Origin of the sequence: Streptomyces sp. NPDC058289, from assembly GCF_042880975.1 — a bacterium.
Classification (GTDB): Bacteria; Actinomycetota; Actinomycetes; order Streptomycetales; family Streptomycetaceae; genus Streptomyces; species Streptomyces stoeckheimensis.
Map to the genome: position 1 here is coordinate 32,380 of NZ_JBHVYI010000037.1, position 18,377 is coordinate 50,756.

The following is an 18,377-nucleotide window of genomic DNA, read 5'->3' on the forward strand; positions in this document are numbered from 1 at the left end:
TGACTCCACCGGCCGGTCCGCACGCTCCGCGCGTGCGGACAACGGCCCTGTGGACAGGGGGAGTCGGTGGAGTCACTGCGGCCCGGCGACCCGCCGGAGATCGGCGGGTACCGCCTGCTGGCGCGGCTCGGCGAAGGCGGCATGGGCGAGGTCTTCCTGGCCCGGACGGCGTCCGGCCGGCCGCTGGCCCTGAAGACCGTCCACCGGGAACTGAGCCGGGATCCCCACTTCGCCGACCGGTTCACACGGGAGATACGCGCCAACGACCGCGTACGTTCCGCGTGGACGGTCTCGGTGGTGGACTTCAGCGCTTCCGGGGCGTCCCCGCAATGGCTCGCGACGGAGTACGTCGCTGCGCCCTCCCTGGGCGAGTGGGTGCACCGGCACGGACCGCTGACCGGCCCGGCCCTGTGGATCCTGGCCCGGGAACTGTCGGCCGCGCTCGTGGCCGTACGGGCGGCGGGCGTGGTCCATCGCGACATCAAGCCGGGGAACGTGCTGCTCGGCCGGGAGCGGCCCTTCCTCATCGACTTCGGCATCGCGCGTGCCGTGCAGGACCCGCGCCACACCCGTACGGGAGCGGTCATCGGCACGCCCGGGTTCCTCGCGCCGGAACAGGCGACCGGAGCCGTGGCCGGGGCCCCGGCGGACGTGTTCTCGCTCGCCGCGGTACTCGTCTACGCAGCCACCGGGCGCAGCCCCTTCCTGACCGACGGCGAGGAGCTCGAACTCCCCGGCCTCCTCTACCGGATCGTGCACGACGAGCCCGCCCTCGACGGTGTTCCGGAGGGGCTCCGCCCGCTGCTCGTCGAGTGCCTGGCCAAGGATCCGCAGGAGCGCCCGACCGCCGACGAAGTGCTGGTCCGGATCGGCGCAGCCGGGGCGGAGTGGAGCGGAGCGGTACCAGCGGCGCTTGCGGCGGACGTGGCCAACCGGGAGGCCGGACTCCAGCGCGCCCTGGCGGCGTCCCAGCCGCTCCCCGCCCCCCTTCCCGTGCCGCCGGCGCCCCTGGCACCGCCCTCGGCGTTCCAGGCGACGCCGCCGCTGCCCTCTCCCCTTCCCGCCGGGACGCGACGGGTGCCTTGGGTGGCGGGGGCGGTCGGCGCCGCCCTCCTCGCCGTCGCGGCCACCCTCGTGATCACGATGCCTTGGGGCGGGGACGGCGACGGGGGTGGTGACGGACGTGGGTCGGCGACCCCGTCCCCTCCCGCATCGGCGTCGGCACTACCGCGATCGTGGGTCGGGACGTGGACCGGCACCGGACCCGGAACGCCCGACGCGGACGGGGTCACGCGGGCCAGGACGGGCGAGTTCTCGGTCACGGTCACGCTGAACGCGGGCTCCGTCGGCGACCTCGTGGGCCGGCAGGTCAGCGAGGTGAAGGAGACCGCCACCGGGCGGAACCTGGGGTGCACGGAGGCCCTGGAACTACGGCAGACGAGCGGGGACAGGGCGGTCTTCGCCGCAGTGACCAGCCATCCGACCGACCCCGCGGCCACCTTCGCCTGCCCGAAGGGCAACCTCTACGTGCTGACCCTGGCGGAGCCCGACCGGCTGACCCTGGAGACCGAAGGGGCCCAGTCCGCGGGCGCCCCCGAAAACCTGACCCGCAGCCACTAAGGGTTGTCCCATGATTGATCTTTGGGAGGATCGGGGCAGGGCCGGCTGGCCGTTGGCGGGTGCTGCTACGCGGCCTGGTCGAGGTCGTGGAGGTGGGCGATGCCGAGCATGGCGTGGTGGACGCCATCGCCTTTGAGGCGGCAGTCGTGCAGAATCTTCCAGTTCTTCATGCGGGCGAAGACGTGCTCGACGCGGGCGCGGACCAGCTTGGCTCATGGTTGTGTTCGGCCTGCCAGTCGCTGAGTTTGCGTGGTCGCGGGTGGGGACGAGGGTGCCGTCGACGATCAGAGCGGTGCCCTTGGCGAAGCGTCGCCGGGGCTTGAGCGCGAGCAGCGGGCCGATGTGGTCGATGATGCGGTCGGCCGCCGATTTGGACACCCCGAACAAGGGGGCGATCTGGCGCAGGGTCAGGTTCGTGCGCCAGTAGGCGGCGACGAGCAGCACTCGGTCCTCCAGCGGGAGGCTCCGGGGCCGGCCCGGGCGCAAGTTGTCCACCACGCTGCGGTGGGCATGCAGGTTCGGTCCGCAAGGGTCGGCCCTGAGGTCTGCCGCTGGAGGGCCGGGTCCTGCTGGTCGCCGCATACTGGCGGGCCAACCTCCGCTGCGGCAGTTGGCGCCGCTGTCCGGAGCGTCGAAGTCGGCTGCCGACCGCATCGTCGACCGCAACGCCCCGGCGATGCGCCGCAGCAGCGAATCGGTGGTGGCGACCAGCGCGGCGGCGGCCAGGTTCGCGGGCGGCTCGGTGATCAGTGCCACGAGGGCGTGTTGCTGGCGCAGTTAGGAGAGCAATCGCCGGCTGCCACGGTCAAGATCATCCCGAAGAGGATGAGAGCCAGGACGATCCAAGCTACATGGGCGAAGTCATTGCCAGGTGGGGTTTTCGGAGCGCTGCTCTGCGGGACCTCATTGTGGCTCTCGGGCTCGCCACTGGGTCCGTCGTGTCCCTCTGCCGCCATCGTGTCATCCCCCGTCGCGGTGTGTCCTCTCATGGCACGACGCCAGATCTCGTCCGTCAAGGCCTGCGGCGGATTGCCATAGAGAAGAGCCGCACCTGCTTGACGGATCGTCGCGGACGCGGAGGGAGTGGACGCTGCGCTCTGGCCGTCTCCTTCGGACCCGGCCGGGCCGACAGGCGCCCCACCGCGGTGTGGCCGAGCCAGCCGGCTGCCGCGCCGACCGCGTACCAGAACAGGTCGGGCGGGTTGAAGGTGGAACCGAGGACGAGCCGGGCGAGCCCGCTGCTTCGGGAGAGCTCCGCCGGTACCCCGGTGAGCTGGAGGAACTCCACCACCCAACTCACCGCGAGAGCGCCGGCGGCGGCCCGCAGGGCCGTCACCCGCGGCAGGGCCAGCACGATGAGGGCGAAGATCAGTACGGTGTAGAGCGCGTCTCCGCCGTACTTGGCCAGGCTCCCCGTCGCCACGGCCCGTAGCCCCAGCCCCGCGCCGACGGTCACGGCCACCGCCCCGGCCGCCGCGAGACGGGGCCGGGCCCGGGCCCGGCCGGTTCCGGCACGGGCACGCCTCGCAGGCACGTAGGTGGTCATGGGCCCACACTGCCAGACGGTCGACGCCCGCCATCTCCGGCTCCCGCTCCCATGCCCGATCCCGCTTCCGTCGCGGAGCGGCGGGGTACGTGGGCCGCGTACCCAGGCGGTTTGAGTAGGGCGACTCATGCCGGACCGGGCGGCGGCCGACACGCTGGAGGCACGAAGACCGCACACCCCGTCCCGGAGGTTCGATTCCATGATCAGCCACGTCGCCGCCGCCCTGGCCCCGGTGTTCGGGCGGATGACCGTCTCCGCGGACGCGTCGGGCCCCGTCGTCGGCGGGACCATCCTGGCCGCCAACCACACCAGCCTGGCCGACCCCGTCATCGTGGTCGCCGCCCTGCGCCGGATCGGCGTCGACCCGGTGATCATGGCCACGGCCGGGCTGTGGCGGGTCCCGGTGCTCGGCGGCGCGCTCGCCCGCGAAGGGCACATCCCGGTCCACCGGGGAACGACCCGCGCGGCGAGTTCCCTCGCCGACGCCGCCGAGGCACTGGCCGCGGGGCGGTGCGTGCTGATGTACGGGGAAGGCGGGATCCCCGCGCGCCTCGACTCCGGGGAAGCCGCGCCCCTGCCCTTCCGCAGCGGCCTGGCCCGCCTCGCCCGGGCCACGGGAGCACCCGTCCGCCCCGTCGGTCAGGCCGGCGCCCGCCGTGTCAGCTCCGGGACGACGGCCAAACAGCTCGCCGGAGTCCTCACGGCCCCGGTCCGCCGGCCACGGATGCATGTCCACGTGGGCGCGCCCCTGTTCCTGCCGGACGGCCTCTGCGAAGCGACGGCCGCTGCCCACGGCGCGGTCACCTCGGCCTGGCGGACCGCCGTGTCCGGGCTCGCCGGAGTCGGCGCGCCGTAGGCCGCCCGGGCGCTCCGGTCCGACGGGCTCCGTCAGCGGACCGGGCGCAGGGCCGCCAAGTCGCGGGAGGCGAGTTCGGGACGGGCCGTCAGGGCGGTGTGCACCGCGTCCAGGACCGGCAGCTCGGCGTGGCCGCGGGCCAGGTCCACGTCCTTGACCGCCAGCGCCACCGGGAAGTGGGAGCCCTCGGCGTAGGCCCGGGCCACCGCACCGGCCAGGGGCCCGCGGGCCAGCTCCGAGCGCAGCAGCTCCTCCGGAAGGCCCAGCGCGGAGCCGAGCTCCAGGGCTTCGGTGACCAGCGCGACCCCGCCGATGACCGCATTGATCAGGACCAGCTTGAGCGCGGCGCCGGAGCCCGCCGGACCGCACTCGGTCACCTCGCCGAGGGTGTCCAGGACCCGGCGGACCGGGCCGGGCAGCGGGCCCCCGGCCAGCACCCACAGCTCGCCGGAGGCGGCCCGGTCCACGCTGCCCATGACCGGGGCGTCGGTCAGCACCACCCCGGAAGGCAGCCGTCCTGCCAGGTCCCGTACCGCCTGCGGGCCGACGGTCGAGGTGTCGATCCAGTGGGTACCGGGGCGCAGGACGGGCAGCAGGTCCTCCGCGACGGCGCGCAGGGCCGCCGGGTCGGCGAGCATGGTGATCACGAGGTCCGCCCCGCGGACCGCCTCGGCGGGGCTCGAGGCCGGGACCGCGCCGGCCTCGGCGAGCGGGCGGGTCTTGCCGGGGGTGCGGTTCCAGACGGTCAACGGGTGGCCGGCGGCGAGCAGTCGGCGGGCCATCGGGGCGCCCATGCTGCCCAGGCCGAGGAAGGCGATGTGCGGCGCGTCGTCCGCTGTGGTGTTCATGGCCTCGACGCTAGGTGCGCCCCACCCATGCGACAAGCGAATGAATAGCATGGCTCCCATGCCGATCCCGCATGATCTCTACGAGGTGTTCCGCAGCGTGGCGCGCCACGGCTCCTTCACCGCCGCCGCCCAAGTCCTGGGCTACACCCAGTCCGCGGTGTCCCGCCAGGTGCAGACCCTGGAGGAGGAGTGGGGCACCCCGTTGTTCGACCGGCTGCCGCGCGGGGTGCGGCTCACCGAGGCCGGCCGGGCCCTGCTGCCGCATGCCGAGGCGGTCGACCAGCGGCTGCGCGCCGCCCGCGCCGAACTGGACGCGCTGCGCGCCCTGGACGGGGGCCGCCTGCGGATCGGTGCGTTCTCCACGGCCGACGCCGCCCTGCTGCCCCGCACCCTCGCGGCGTTCCGGGCCCGGCACCCCGCCGTGCGCGTGACCCGTACCGAGGGCGGATCCGCCCGGCAGTTGGCCCTGCTGGCCGCCGGGGAGCTGGATCTCGGCGTGGTCGGGACGGCCTGCGGGCAGCCGCTGGAGGGATGCGAACTGCACCACCTCCTGGACGAGCGGATGTACGTGGCGGTGCCCCGCGGCCACGCACTGGCCGGACGGCGCTCGGCGCGGCTGGCCGAGTTCGCCGGCGAGGAATGGATCGCAGCGAGCAGCCGCCCCGAGGAAACCCTCATGGCCGGCGCCCTGGCCAGGGGATTCCAGCCCCGGATGGGCTTCCTGGCCGCAGACTGGATCGCGAAACAGGGCTTCGTGGCGGCAGGCCTGGGGGTGACCCTCGTGCCCGAGCTGGCGGCCTCCTCGGCCCGGGCGGACATCGCCCTGGTCCCGCTGCGGGCGGAGGACTCCCCGCGCCGCGAGGTGTACGCGGCGACCCCGCGCGGCTCGGCCCCCTCACCCGCGACGACCGCCTTCCTGGCGCTCCTGCGCTCCGTGGCCGCCGAGTTGACGGCCTGACCGGAGAGCACCGATGTGGTCGGCGAGTGCCCTGGAACTCGCCCGTCCGGCCGTACGGACGTTCTAGCGTGCCGGGCATGATCTCGCTCAGGTTCAGGCGGGCCCTGCTGCTCGCCCTCGCATCCGTCATGCTCTGTGCCCCGCAGACCGTCGCGGCCCAGACCCCTCCGGACCCCGCGGCCTCCGCCTCCGCGGCGACGCCCGACCGCCCCTCCTACGAGGTGTCGTTGCGCAGCGACGCCGACGGCTCGCACTGGACCGGCCGCCAGACCGTATCCTTCCGCAACTCCGCGCGCACTCAGCTGCGTTCGATCGACATCCGGCTGTGGGGCAACGGCACCGACGGCTGCGGAACGCCCGAGGCGCTGTCCCCGGTCCGGGTGGGCAGGATCACCGGAGGCACCCCGCGACCGCTCACCGTCGACTGCACCGCCCTGCAGGTCGACCTGTCCGCGCCGCTCCCGTACGGGGCACGGACCAGCATCTCCTTCGACGTGGACATCACCGTCCCGGACCGCGTCCACCGCTTCGGCAAGGACGGCGCGCACCGCTACCTCGGCAACGCACTGCCCCTGCTGTCCGTACGCGACGCCCAGGGCCGCCACCTCGACCCCGACGTCGGCTTCGGCGAGAGCTTCTACACCCTGACCGGTGACTTCCGCGTCGCCCTCGACCACCCCGTCGCACTCGTCGTTCCCGCAACGGGCACCACCACGCGCCGTGCCGGCGCACCCGGCCGCACGGTCACCACCAGCGCCGCGCACGGGGTACGGGACTTCGCTTGGGCGGCGGGCCCCTTCCTGTCGAGGACGGTGACCACGCCGGGCGGAGTACGGCTGAACGCGTACTGGACGGCCGCCACCTCCCCGGAGGGCGTAGCCACCGACCTGAAGGACGCCGTGGGCTCGGTCGACGCGTTCGGGAAGCGCTTCGGGCGCTACCCGTACGGTGAGCTCGACCTCGTCATGAGCGACAACCTCGACGAGTTCGGCAGCATGGAGTTCCCGGGCCTCGTGCTGCTCTGGACCGAACCGGAGGGATCGGCCGTCGTCCACGAGATCGCCCACCAGTGGTTCTACGGCATCGTCGGCAACGACCAGTTCGCGGCACCCTGGCTGGACGAATCCTTCGCCCAGTACGCGAACCAGTCGTACTACGGGGAGAACACCACCACCTGCTGGCAGGACCAGCCGGCGTGGCCCAGCGACACGGCTGAGATCACCCGGCCCATGTCCTACTTCGCGGACGGCCACCGTTCGGAGTTCGGCCGCGTCGTCTACGGCCGCGGTTCCTGCGCACTGCACGACCTGGAACGCACCCTGGGCACCCCGGCGATGACGACCATGCTGCGCGACTACGTCCGCGACCACTGGCTGGGCGTCTCCACGACCACGGACTTCAAGCGCGCGGCCCAGGCGGCAACGTCACAGGACCTCACCCCGTTCTGGACGGAACACAGGATCAACTGACCCCGTCCGGCACAAACCCGAAGGCGCGAGTGGCTCTTTCCGTGGCACCCTGTCGTGTCATGGCAGATGACAGCAGCAGCACGTTCCAGGTGGGTCAGACGGGCCTCGTCGTCCGGGTCCCGGAGGCGGAGCCGGCCGTCCGCGGATGGCGCGAGCGGCTCGACCCTTCGGCCCGGGCCGGGGTTCCCGCACACGTCACCGTCCTCTTCCCGTTCCTCGAGGAGAGCCGGATCGATCCGGCCGTCCACGCTGCCCTCGAGGACGTGCTGCGCTGCCACCAGCCGTTCGACCTGCGGTTCGAGAGGTGCGGACGGCTCCCGGAGGTCCTGTACCTCGTTCCGGAACCCGCCACGCAACTGATCCGCCTCACGGAGGCCATCGCCGGTCGGTGGCCCGAGGCTCCGCCGTACGGCGGCCGGTTCGCCGAGATCGTGCCGCACCTGACCATCGCCCAGGGCCAGGAAGACGTGGTCCTGGAGGAGATCGAGGCCGACCTCGGCGGCAGGCTCCCGTTCACCTCCCACGTCTCCTCGGTGGAGCTGATGGTCCACGACGGCACCACGTGGCAGGCGCGGGCCTCCTTCGCACTCGGCGACCCCGCCCCTCGCCCCCTAGACCGCCCCTGAATCCTCTCGGGGGCGGTCTAGGGGGCGGCCCCGGGTCGGTCCCCGATGTCCGGCGTCAGCATCGTCCGTAGCGTCGTTGTCATGTGGAGAAACGGGAAGAACGGGACCGGCGGCAAGCGCCGGATGTCGCCTTGGAAGCGGGCGCTGCTGATCCTCGGCTCGCTGGTCGCGACCTTCGCCTTGGTGATAGGCGTGCTGTTCACGTGGCTCTACACCGGAGCCAAGGTGTCCACCGTCGGCACGGTGGACTTCCGCAACGCCCTCGCCGTGCCTCCCCTCGCGGCGTCCACGGTGGAAGCCGACGGAACGCGCGTCTTCGACCTGCGGATGCAGGCAGGAGAAACCGAGTTCACCCCGGGGAGCAAGACCCCCACCTGGGGGTTCAACGGGAGCCACCTCGGACCCACCCTCCGCGCGGCGAAGGGGGAGAAGGTCCGGGTGAAGGTGGCCAACGCCCTGCCGGAGGCCTCGTCCGTCCACTGGCACGGCATGCACCTGCCCGCCGCGATGGACGGCGGACCGCACCAGATGGTGCCGGCGGGCGGCAGTTGGGCCCCCGAGTGGACGGTCGAGCAGCCGGCCTCGACCCTCTGGTACCACCCGCACCCGCACGGCGCGACCGAGTCACACGTGCAGCGCGGCCTCGCGGGCCTGTTCCTCCTGGACGACCCGCAGTCGGCGGCCCTGCCCCTGCCCAGGACCTACGGGGTAGACGACATCCCGGTCATGGTCCAGGACGTCTCCTTCGACGGCGCGAAGTTCGACCACGACCACAAGCTGATGCGCAACGTCGGCTTCCTCGGCGACCGGACGATGGTCAACGGCACGCTGGACCCGTACGTCACCGTGCAGGACGAACTGGTCCGGCTGCGCCTGCTGAACGCCTCCACCGCCCGCGTCTACACCTTCGGCTTCGACGACGGCCGCGAGTTCCGGCAGATAGCCTCGGACGGCGGCCTCCTGGAAGCCCCGCACACGACCGACCGCCTGCGCCTGTCGCCCGGGGAGCGCGCGGAGGTCGTCGTACGGATACGGCCCGGCGAGCGGACGGTGCTGCGTTCCTACCCCCTGGACGCCGGCCTGGACTTCTGGAACCAGCGCTTCGGGGGTGGCGACGACTCCTTCGACGTGATGCAGCTGCGCGGGGCCCCCACCCTTCGACCGTCGGCCGAGCTGCCGCAGGCGTTGGCGGCCTCGACCCTCCCCACCGGCGAGGACTCGGTACGCAGCCGCTTCTTCGAGCTCAAGATGTCCGGCATCAACGGCCGGAAGATGGACATGTCCCGCGTGGACGAGACGGTCACCCGCGGCACGACCGAGACCTGGACCCTGCGCAACAACGACGGGATGCCGCACAACTTCCACGTCCACGACGTCCAGTTCCGCATACTCGACATCAACGGCGCAGCCCCGCCGGCGCCGTTGCGCGGACCGAAGGACACCGTCTTCATCCCGTCCGGTGCGACGGTCCGCATAGCCCTGCGCTTCGAGGGCCCCGCAGACCCGGACACCCCGTACATGTACCACTGCCACCTCCTCTACCACGAGGACGAGGGCATGATGGGCCAGTTCACGGTCGTGGAACCGGGCCGGCCGGCCCCGCCCCCCAAGCTCCCGCCCGCCTCCGGCGCACACCAGCACCAGGCCCTGGGAGACCGCCCCGGCACCACCGCCCCTACGGTGCCGAATACAGTGCCGAAGGTATGACGGCCATTGCATCCTTCACCTTCGTGCGCCACATCGATGGGCTCTGCTACCAGTTCGAGCGCGACGGCGACCACCACGGCCGACCTGCCTATCGCCGAACGGACGGGAACGTGTGGTGTGTCTGGTCGCCGACCGACGGCTGGCACTGCGAGATCGCTGACGGCCTCGTGACCGCCCATCCCCTCGCCGGCCACGCTGATGAACCCGAACCCCCGGCCACCGTCTGGCGAAGCTTCAAGAACGACCGCTCCTACCTCTACGACCTTCGACCCCTCGACCCCTAGGGAGGTGCTCCGGGCGACCCGGTAGAAGGTCGGGGGCCTTCCCACTTGAGCGTGCAGACGCCGGCGCCGAGTACTCCTGGTGGTCAGCGGCCTTCGGGCGTGGCGAAGTCCGGGAGTTCCGTGGACAGCAGTTCCTCGGCGCCGTTGTCGAGGAGCTGCTGCATCTGCTGCGAGCGGGGCAGCATGGTCTTCTCGTAGGCGCGGACGGCGTCGCCGACGGTGTCGTTGTCCACGAGGGCGAGGGCGAGCTCGCAGGCGTCCAGCATGGCGAGATTGACGCCGACGCCGAGCGGGGGCATGAGGTGGGCGGCGTCGCCCAGCAGGGTGACCGCGGGGTGGTGGTCCCAGCCGTGAGGGACGGGCAGGGCGTGGATGGGGCGGTCGACGTAGAGCCCGTCGTTGTCGGTGAGCAGCCGGCGCAGGCGGGGTGACCAGTGGCGGTAGCGGTCCAGCAGCAGGGCGCGGATCCCCGCGGTGTCCCGGACGGTGAGGCCGCTCGCGGTGATCCAGTCGGCGGGCACGCGCTGGATGACGTACACGCGGATGTGACCGCCGCTGCTGCGCTGCGCGAACAGGCCCCGGTCGCCGTCGGCTGCGGCGGCGCTTCCCCGGCCGACGATGTCGGCGATGTCGGCGTGCCGGTCGTCGACGTCGTGGAACCAGGCTTCGAGGAAGCTGACTCCGCTGTACCGGGGGGTGGCCGGCGAGAGGGCGCGGCGGACCTTGGACCAGGCGCCGTCGGCGCCGATGACGAGGTCAGCCTCGGTGGTGGTGCCGTCGGCGAAGTGCAGCTGCCGCGGGCCTTCCAGGGGCCCGTCGAGGGACCGGAGCGTGTGCCCCCATCGGACGGTACCGGGCTTCAAGGAGCCCAGGAGGAGGTCCCGCAGGTGGCCGCGGTCGATCTCGGGTTTGAAGTGCTCGCCCTCTTCGGGAGTGTGGTGGAAGAGGAGCGTCGCGGCCGGATCCAGCTGACGCATTTCCTGTCCCTCGGGCCGGGACAGCCGGAAGAACTCCTCCAGCAGTCCGGCTTCGCGCAGGGCGATCTGGCCGTTGTCCTCATGGAGGTCGAGGGTGCCGCCCTGGTCGCGGGCCCCCGGCTCGGTCTCGTGTTCGTAGACGGTGGGGAAGATGCCGTGCCGCTGGAGGATGCGGGCGCAGGTCAGCCCGCCGGGCCCGGCACCGATGATCGCGATGCGGGGCGAGGGGTCGATGGCCATGGGTTGTGCTCCGTTCGTGTCGAGTAGAACTGCGGTGTCAGCCGGCCGTGACGGCGGGCGAGGCCTTGGCGGTCCGGGAGACCTCCGTGGTCCCGGTGGGTGCGGGCGGGCCCGCCTTCTTCAGCGGGACCTCGATGACGAAGACAGCGGCGATGAAGGCGAGGGCGCAGAGGATCGCGGCCGTCAGGAAGATGTGGCTGGTGCCCGTGGCGAAGGCGCCGAGATAGGCGTCCTTGGCTCCGGCGGACAGATCGCGCAACGCGTTCGGGTCCGATTCCGCGCCGGCGGGCAGATGGGGCTGCACGGCACGGGTGAACAGCGAGCCGAAGACGGCGACGCCGAGGGATCCACCGAGGGAGCGGAAGAGGTTGACCGAGCTCATGGCCGCGCCCATGTCGCGCAGGGAGACGCTGTTCTGGGCGATGGTGCCGGCCATGTGCAGGGTGAAGCCGAGGCCGATGCCGACGAGGACCATGTAGAGGCTGGTCAGCAGGGATGAGGTGTGGGTGTCCATGGTGGCCAGCAGGCCCATGCCCGCGGTGAGGAAGAGGGTGCCGACGACGGGGAACACCTTGTACTTCCCGGTGGCGGACATGACCTTCCCGGCGATGGTGGAGACGATCACGACGGGGATCATCATCGGGAGCATCAGCAGGCCCGAGTTGGTGGCCGAGGCTCCCTGGACGGTCTGCTGGAACAGGGGCAGGTAGAGGCCCGCGCCGAACATGACCACACCGGCGGCCAGGATCATGGCCATCGCGAGCGGGTAGTTGCGGTGCCCGGTGAACACGCTCAGCGGCAGCAGCGGCTCACTGACCCGCTTCTCGACCTGGATGAACAGGGCCAGGCCCACGATCGCGGCGGCGCCCAGCAAGAGGATCTGCCAGGATCCCCAGGCGTAGGTGCTGCCGGCCCAGGTGGCGGCCAGGACGATCGCGGTAATGGAGAGGGTCAGCAGGGTGATGCCCGACCAGTCGATCTTCGCCTGGATGCGCTGGGCGGGGATCTGTAGCTTCCGCCACAGCCACACCAGGGCGACGAGCCCGATGGGCAGGTTGATGTAGAAGGCCCAGCGCCAGTCGAAGTGCCCGGTGACGAAGCCGCCCAGGAGCGGTCCGCCGATGGTGCCGATCGCCATCACGGAGGCGGTCATGCCCTGGTACTGCCGCGCTCGCGCGGCGGTACGAGGGCGCCGATCAGGGCGAAGGTGCCCGCGCCGATGCCGCCGGCGCCGATGCCCTGCACGACGCGGTAGGCGATCAGCTCGCCCATCGAGCCGGAGGTCCCGCAGAGGGCGGACCCGACGATGAACACCGCGATCGAGGCCAGGTACAGGGGCTTACGGCCGAAGAGGTCGCCGAGCTTGCCCCACACGGGCGTGGTGACGGCCGTGACCAGGGTGTAGGCGGTGACGACCCAGGAGATGTGCTCCAGGCCGCCCAGGTTGCCGACGATCGTGGGCATCGCGGTGCTGACGACCATGTTGTCCAGCATCGACAGCAGCATCGACAGCAGCATCGCGAGCATGACGCCGAGCAACACCCAGCGCACGTCTTTCGGTACGGCCGCGGGGCCGGCGGAGGGGAGGGACGCGGTCGCGGACATGACTGATCACCCCTTTCGGGCGTAGGGGAACGAGAGGAAGCGAAGCGGGGGAGCAGCGCGGGGGCGGCCACCAGGCTCACTTCCCCAGAAGACCACAACGGTTAATTAAGTGCAACCGATAAACTTATGAACCCATGTACCTTGAGGGTGCGTTCCCCGCATCGGTGTGCGTCGTCCGGAGGATCAGGAGCGGAGCCCCCTCGGGGCCCTCTTCCTGCTGGATGGCGTGCACGCTCTCGTCCCCACCCGCTCGCTGGTATCGCTCGGCCAGTGCCCGAGCGGCATGCCACTCCTCAAGTCGCCGACCATGGACCCATATTGGGTCGAGAAGTGCACCTGGGTGTGACGGATGGCCAAGCGGGAGGCTGCCGTCCTGCGGGCCGTCTACTGTGCGGACGGAAGGCGAGCCGCCCATCGTGGCGACCTGAGGAGGAATCCTGTGGCATCGCAGTACGACCCCGAGCACGCTCCTGCGGGTGATGTGGGCGGAGCGCTGTTGATGATCGATTCCCGGCTCAAGGGCATTCACGACGGCAGGATCGGGGTGGACCCCGAACAGCAGGCGCTGATCGACCAGTACGCCTCGTCGCTCGGCCCCAAGGAAGCCGACGACCTGCTGGACGGGGCGTGCACGCTCATCTACATGTTCATGATGTGGCTGCGCAGGGCCCACGAGGAGCACGGCAAAGACGTCATCGAGTACGTCGTGCCGAACATCGTGGCCACGATGCGCATGATGCCCAGGAGCGTGCGCCCCGAGGCCATCCCCACCATGGCCGGACTCGTCATTGCCGCGGGCACCGGTCTGAGCCCCAACCTGTGGCGCAAGCAGTACGGGGACTGGACCGAGGCGGAGATGAATCCGCTCGAAGCCACGGCCTTCCTGCTCGCGGAGTACATCAACCGCATGACCGGCGACCCCGACTTCGCGACCCGCCTGATCACCGATGCCCTGGCCGGCGCGGAAGAAGACTGACCTGCGTCACCCGTCCCTCGCGCGAGCTGCCCTGGGGGCGATCATCAGGTTTCCGTGATGTGGTGCTGGGAGCGCCGATGAGTTTTGCCGCGACCGGCTGTCTACCTCTGTGGAAGACAGAAACCCCAGCAGCCGCCCCGGAAGGGTGAGGAACATGAAGTACATGATCCAGATGAACGTGCCTGCCGCCGAGTGGGACGCCATCATGTCGTCGTACTCGGAGGACGACATGAAGGCCATGTTCGCCCACATGGGCGCCCTCAACGACGACATCACCGCCGCCGGGGAATGGGTGGACGGGCAGGGCCTCGGTGGCCCCTCGCTCGTCAAGACGGTACGGGCCGGAAGCGACGGGCGGCCGCAGGTGACCGACGGGCCGGCCTACGAGGGACAGATCCTGGCCGGGTACTGGCTGGTCGACGTCAAGAGCGAGGACCGGGCCCTGGAGATCGCCGCACGGGCGTCCGCCTGCCCCGGCCCGGGAGGGAAGCCGGGCAGCGACCCGGTCGAAGTGCACCCGATCCCCGGCGACCCGACCCAGGCCTGAGCCGGCAGATCCGGCCGAGCGCGTCGTTCCGGCGCGCTCGGCGCTACGGCGAAGGCGAGGCCGTCCTCGACGGCGTCGACGCCCTGTCCGCGACGAGGCGGACCGCCGCGATCGTGAGGTCCGGGTCGTGGAGCTGGACGTAATGGTCGCTACCGGTCGCCAGTAGGTGCGGGGTCTGCGGCCGCAGGCCCACCAGAGCCTGTTGCGCCGTGGGCCAGGCCTTCTCCAGCTTCGCCACCAGATCCTTGGACATCGTGGGCGGTACGGCGAAGGGCGCGGTCTTGCTGAGTACCGCGACGGGAACCGGGGGCAGCGGCCCGCCGCGGTCGAGGGCAGTGACCCCGCCCTCGATGTCGACCTGCTCGAACTCCGGATCGGCGTCGAAGGGCGTACCGGGATTGCGCAGCGCTTCCACGTACGCCGCCCAATCCGCCCCCATCGCGGGCTTCAGCGCCGGCCCCAGCGCATCGACCAGGACGAGCCCGCGCGTCCGCTCCGGATGCTCCTGCGCGTAGCGCAGCGCGAGCATCCCGCCGAAGGAGTGCCCCACCAGCAGGTACGGACCGGGCATGTGCCCGGCGGTCAGTACCCGGTCCAGGTCTTGGACCATGGCGGGCAGCGCCCGGGTGCCCCGTACGGGCGTGCTGCGGTCGGTGAGCTTCGGCGGCTGCGTGTAGCGGATGGTCCCCGGCCGGTCGTAGGTGCACACCCGGGTGAACGCGGCGACACCCGGCAGCACCGCCGGGGCCTTCGGCACGGGCGGGGTGGTGTCGGTCAGGGACCACGAGTCGGAGGACTCGTGCAGCCCGGCGAGCAGCACGACGGTCGGGCTGCCCGAGCCCGAGCAGTGGAGGTACAGGCTCCGCCCGCCGCCGATGTCCACCCGCTGCTCGGTGTCATCGCCGCCGGGCGGCGGCGCAGCGGACACCAGGAGAACGGCGGCCACCACGGCCACGGCCGCACCTGGCACACGCCATCGCATACCTCAAGCCTCCCTCGCCCCCCTTCGCCCCGCCATCCGGGCCCCGGCCCCCGGCGCCCGGCCTTCGGGCCGGACTCCGGGGCGACTACCCGGGCGGGGCGGAGGGCTCAGACCATCAGCAGCAGCCGGGTGTTCGTTACGAGCTTGCGGTTGACGCTGGTGCTCTGGACGAAGATCGTGAACTCGTCGTTGTGGTCCGGCTTGACCCGCGCCTCCACGGCCGGCAGTCCGAGCAGGGCCCGGGCCTCCGGCCCCGTGTACACCCGGTCCGTCTTCTTCTCCAGCACCGCGATCTGCTTCTTCGCCTGGATCTTCTCCGGCTTGCTCAACTGGTAGAACGCCCTGCCGGTGCGGTAGGTGTGCCCGGATTCGACGACCCATTCCCGGATCGCCGCATCGCGGGCCACCGGGATCAGCTGGTACGCGGAGGGATCCGCCGGAGTGAGACCGGCCGCCTTGATGGTGTCCTTGTTGACCACCTCCGCGCCCGTGGAGAAGACCGCCCGCGATCCCCGGATGCCCTTCGCCCGGCCCACCATGAACTTCTCGGTGGCGTCCTTGATGACCTGCCCGGCCTCCTCCAGACCCTGCGTGCTCGTGGCGTCCCAGATGGCGATGTTCTCCTTGGGGAACCCGCACTGCATGGCTTCGCGCTTGCCCATCTGGTCCGGCACGAGGACGGCCAGCGTCCAGTTGTCCTCCTGCGTCTCGATCATCTCGGCCACGGCCTTCACCAGTTCACGCGGATTCCGGGCAGGGGAGTCCGGGCAGCGGTGGCTCGCGTTCTCCTGCCCGTCGGTCAGCACGAACGTCAGGAAGCTGTGGTCGCCGTACAGCTGAGCCGTCTGCGCCAGCTCGCGCTGCGATTTCAGCGAGGCCGCGAGCAGCGCCGTCATTCCACCGGTGCGGTACAGCTGCTTCAGCGACGGCATCCGCAGCACGTCCTTGTCGTAGACGACGCACTCCACCTTGTCCGCGAAGACGTACACCGTGACACGGGTCTCCTGGTCCAGTTCACCGGACCGGCGGGCCAGGTACGCGATCTGCTGGTCGGCAACCTCGACGACCTTGCGGCTCAGGTGGGACATGGACGAACTGGCGTCCAACACAAGAGCAACGTGGTTGATGTAGTTCTGGTTTCCGGACATGGAAGCTCCCCCTCGTTTCCGACTGGATGCTCCTACCGTCTCATCCGCCACTGACAATCGATCATGGCTCCAAGCCCGGACGACGGGTCCCCGCCATGGCCCGAACGGGGCCGCGGGACGGGCCGTGTGACGTGTCGAAACGTTTCGCCAGTGGCGTTCGAGTGAACGGTCGTTCCTGTCGGCTCCGCCGGGCGTTGAATCGGCTGACGCATCCGCGCATGGGAGCGTCACCAGATCCTTGAGTCCTTAGGGGAACCAATGCGTATTCGCTCTGCCGTCACCGCCTCCGTCCTCGCCGCCGGCATCCTGCTGGGCGGCGCCGGCGCAGCCCTCGCCAACGACGGTGTCGACATCGACTACTTCTCGGGCGGCCACAAGGCCTTCTCGTCCAACTGCTCGTCCGCGGCCGCCGTCCCGGCGGCCTTCGGCCCCGTCTACACCTCCTCCTGCGCGAAGGAAGGCGAGGCGGAGTGGGTCAAGGGTGCCCACCTCGGCGCCTAGCAAGAACCTCCGGCCCCGGCCGGCGAGCGGGGGCGGTCGGACGGCGACGTCCGCCGCCCCCGCGGGCGTCAGCGGGTCCGGCCCCGCGCATGGACCCGATGGCGTACGGCCATGACGAGCAGCGCCGTGGCGAGGACGGCCACACCGCCCAGCCGCAGGATCACGTCGTAGGCCTCCTCGGGGGAGCGCTGCGGCGTCATCGCCGAGATCCCCGCGGCCGTCCCGGCCAGCGCGATCGCGCCTCCCGTGACCAGGAACGTCAGGAGCACCCCCGATGCCTCCCCGGCCCTGGCCGGAGGGACGAGCTGCTGCGTCGCCACGCTGGCGTAGGTCCAGCCCAGTCCGAGGCCCAGGCCGCACCACGCGAACACCGGTACGTACAGCCACCAGGCGGTGACCTGGGTCAGCGCGTACATCCCCGAGCCCGCGCCGATCCCCGCCAGTGCCATCACCGTGGTCGGCCGCATGTGCCGGCCCAGCCGTGCCCCCAGCGGCCCGCTGAGCGCCACGAGAAGGGCCGGGGCCAGGAAGACGGTGCCGGCCAGGAGCGGCGAGAGCCCCCGTACGCCCTGGAGGTAGAGGGTGGCGAGGAAGACGGTGACTCCGTAGCCCATGTTCGTGAGCGTGCCCATCCCGGTGACCAGGACGTACGGGATGTCGCGGAACAGCCCCAGATCGATCAGCGGGTGCCGGGCCAGCCGCTCCCGCACCAGGAACAGCCCGCCGCTCACCACCGCCACCGCGAAGCCGAGGAAGACGCGGGCGCTGCTCCACCCCCAGGCGTCTCCACGCTCCACGGTCAGGGTGAGGGCGGTCAGCGCACCGACGATCAGGGCGCAGCCGAGCACATCCAGCTCGCGCGGCGCCGCCGTATCGCGCGAGTCCGGGACGTATACGAGAGCGGTGAGCAGCGAGAGCAGGCTCAGCGGCGCCATCAGCCAGAAGATCCAGCGCCAGCCGGGCCCCTCGGTGAACCCGCCGCCCACGAAGGGACCGATCGCGGTCCCGATGTTGGCGACGCCGAACACGCCGCCCAAGGCCTTGGCGCGGGACTCCTCGGGAAAGGTGTTGGTGATCACCGACACGGCCACCGGGAAGACGAACGCCGCGCCCACCCCCTGGGCGATCCGGGCCACGACCAACGGACCGAGGCCGGGAGCCAGCGCGCAGCCCACGGTTCCCGCAGTGAACACGGCGGTGCCGGCCAGCAGCGTGCCCCGCCGGCCGAAGACGTCGCCCACCCGGCCGCCGATGATGAAGAAGCAGCCGATGGCGAGCATGTACGCGGACAAGGTCCACTGCGCCGCCGACACCGTGACGCCGAGCTCCGCCGCGATACCGGGGATGGCGAGGTTGAGCGCGAAGAAGTCGAGCTGGATGCAGAACAGGGCCACGGCGACCGCGATGAAGGCACCTTTCCGCGCCGCGGTGGACGCTTCTGCGCGACGCATGAGGAGCGTTCCTCCCTGCGGTCTGCGGTCTGCGGT

Annotated in this window: 16 protein-coding genes and 3 pseudogenes; 11 read left to right on the forward strand and 8 right to left on the reverse strand. The window is 71.3% G+C overall.

Annotated features, from left to right (window positions below; translation table 11 throughout):
- The first annotated feature begins 66 nt into the window (after nt 1-66).
- The gene (locus ACFVX6_RS20425) at nt 67-1,620 is read left to right on the forward strand and encodes a serine/threonine-protein kinase (protein ID WP_389693329.1); all 1,554 of its coding nucleotides are present in this window, start codon (nt 67-69) and stop codon (nt 1,618-1,620) included.
- A gap of 65 nt (nt 1,621-1,685) precedes the next feature.
- On the opposite strand, the pseudogene ACFVX6_RS20430 reads toward ACFVX6_RS20425, so the two are convergent.
- Nucleotides 1,686-2,124: pseudogene (locus ACFVX6_RS20430) on the reverse strand (transposase family protein); the annotation flags it as partial.
- Between the two features lie 8 nt (nt 2,125-2,132).
- Here ACFVX6_RS20430 and ACFVX6_RS20435 point away from each other — a divergent pair.
- Nucleotides 2,133-2,299: pseudogene (locus tag ACFVX6_RS20435) on the forward strand (transposase family protein); the annotation flags it as partial.
- Between the two features lie 333 nt (nt 2,300-2,632).
- On the opposite strand, the gene ACFVX6_RS20440 reads toward ACFVX6_RS20435, so the two are convergent.
- Complete coding sequence (locus tag ACFVX6_RS20440; protein ID WP_389693331.1) at nt 2,633-3,166, reverse strand: DUF2809 domain-containing protein; 534 nt, start codon at nt 3,164-3,166, stop codon at nt 2,633-2,635.
- Between the two features lie 199 nt (nt 3,167-3,365).
- Here ACFVX6_RS20440 and ACFVX6_RS20445 point away from each other — a divergent pair, with 199 nt between their 5' ends.
- On the forward strand, nt 3,366-4,022 hold the full coding sequence (locus ACFVX6_RS20445; protein WP_389693333.1) for a lysophospholipid acyltransferase family protein: 657 nt from the start codon (nt 3,366-3,368) through the stop codon (nt 4,020-4,022).
- A gap of 32 nt (nt 4,023-4,054) precedes the next feature.
- Here ACFVX6_RS20445 and ACFVX6_RS20450 read toward each other — a convergent pair whose 3' ends face one another.
- Nucleotides 4,055-4,870: an NAD(P)-dependent oxidoreductase gene (locus ACFVX6_RS20450; protein ID WP_389693335.1), complete on the reverse strand. Its 816-nt coding sequence runs from the start codon at nt 4,868-4,870 to the stop codon at nt 4,055-4,057.
- 58 nt (nt 4,871-4,928) lie between these two features.
- Here ACFVX6_RS20450 and ACFVX6_RS20455 point away from each other — a divergent pair, with 58 nt between their 5' ends.
- From ACFVX6_RS20455 to ACFVX6_RS20475, 5 genes are all read left to right on the forward strand, one after another.
- Complete coding sequence (locus ACFVX6_RS20455) at nt 4,929-5,828, forward strand: LysR family transcriptional regulator (RefSeq protein WP_389693337.1); 900 nt, start codon at nt 4,929-4,931, stop codon at nt 5,826-5,828.
- A 77-nt stretch (nt 5,829-5,905) separates the two neighbouring features.
- Nucleotides 5,906-7,297: a M1 family metallopeptidase gene (locus ACFVX6_RS20460; RefSeq protein WP_389693339.1), complete on the forward strand. Its 1,392-nt coding sequence runs from the start codon at nt 5,906-5,908 to the stop codon at nt 7,295-7,297.
- Between the two features lie 59 nt (nt 7,298-7,356).
- The gene (locus ACFVX6_RS20465) at nt 7,357-7,923 is read left to right on the forward strand and encodes a 2'-5' RNA ligase family protein (RefSeq protein WP_389693341.1); all 567 of its coding nucleotides are present in this window, start codon (nt 7,357-7,359) and stop codon (nt 7,921-7,923) included.
- 81 nt (nt 7,924-8,004) lie between these two features.
- Nucleotides 8,005-9,630: a multicopper oxidase family protein gene (locus ACFVX6_RS20470; RefSeq protein ID WP_389693343.1), complete on the forward strand. Its 1,626-nt coding sequence runs from the start codon at nt 8,005-8,007 to the stop codon at nt 9,628-9,630.
- Nucleotides 9,627-9,914 (forward strand): hypothetical protein, encoded by a 288-nt coding sequence (locus tag ACFVX6_RS20475; protein ID WP_389693345.1) that lies wholly within the window; start codon nt 9,627-9,629, stop codon nt 9,912-9,914. Before ACFVX6_RS20470 ends, ACFVX6_RS20475 begins: the two co-directional genes overlap by 4 nt.
- 83 nt (nt 9,915-9,997) lie before the next feature.
- On the opposite strand, the gene ACFVX6_RS20480 is transcribed toward ACFVX6_RS20475, so the two are convergent.
- Both ACFVX6_RS20480 and ACFVX6_RS20485 read right to left on the reverse strand, forming a co-directional pair.
- On the reverse strand, nt 9,998-11,131 hold the full coding sequence (locus tag ACFVX6_RS20480; RefSeq protein WP_389693347.1) for an FAD-dependent oxidoreductase: 1,134 nt from the start codon (nt 11,129-11,131) through the stop codon (nt 9,998-10,000).
- A 37-nt stretch (nt 11,132-11,168) separates the two neighbouring features.
- Nucleotides 11,169-12,736: pseudogene (locus ACFVX6_RS20485) on the reverse strand (MDR family MFS transporter).
- Between the two features lie 439 nt (nt 12,737-13,175).
- Between ACFVX6_RS20485 and ACFVX6_RS20490 the strand changes: the two are divergent.
- Nucleotides 13,176-13,712 carry a hypothetical protein gene (locus ACFVX6_RS20490; protein ID WP_389693349.1) on the forward strand — a complete coding sequence of 179 codons (537 nt, stop codon included), beginning with the start codon at nt 13,176-13,178 and terminating at the stop codon, nt 13,710-13,712.
- Between the two features lie 154 nt (nt 13,713-13,866).
- Nucleotides 13,867-14,259 (forward strand): YciI family protein, encoded by a 393-nt coding sequence (locus ACFVX6_RS20495; RefSeq protein WP_389693351.1) that lies wholly within the window; start codon nt 13,867-13,869, stop codon nt 14,257-14,259.
- Between the two features lie 43 nt (nt 14,260-14,302).
- On the opposite strand, the gene ACFVX6_RS20500 is transcribed toward ACFVX6_RS20495, so the two are convergent.
- Both ACFVX6_RS20500 and ACFVX6_RS20505 read right to left on the reverse strand, forming a co-directional pair.
- Entirely contained in the window at nt 14,303-15,241 is a 939-nt protein-coding gene (locus tag ACFVX6_RS20500) for an alpha/beta fold hydrolase (protein ID WP_389693353.1), read from the reverse strand.
- Nucleotides 15,242-15,348: 107 nt separating this feature from the next.
- Nucleotides 15,349-16,389 carry a vWA domain-containing protein gene (locus tag ACFVX6_RS20505; RefSeq protein ID WP_389693355.1) on the reverse strand — a complete coding sequence of 347 codons (1,041 nt, stop codon included), beginning with the start codon at nt 16,387-16,389 and terminating at the stop codon, nt 15,349-15,351.
- Between the two features lie 258 nt (nt 16,390-16,647).
- Between ACFVX6_RS20505 and ACFVX6_RS20510 the strand changes: the two genes are divergently transcribed.
- A complete protein-coding gene (locus ACFVX6_RS20510) occupies nt 16,648-16,890 on the forward strand; it encodes a hypothetical protein (RefSeq protein WP_389693357.1) in 243 nt (80 codons plus the stop codon).
- 68 nt (nt 16,891-16,958) lie between these two features.
- Here the strand turns inward: ACFVX6_RS20510 and ACFVX6_RS20515 are convergent, their stop codons facing one another.
- Nucleotides 16,959-18,341, reverse strand: a complete 1,383-nt coding sequence (locus ACFVX6_RS20515) for an MFS transporter (RefSeq protein WP_389693359.1) — start codon at nt 18,339-18,341, stop codon at nt 16,959-16,961.
- Nucleotides 18,342-18,377 lie beyond the last annotated feature (36 nt).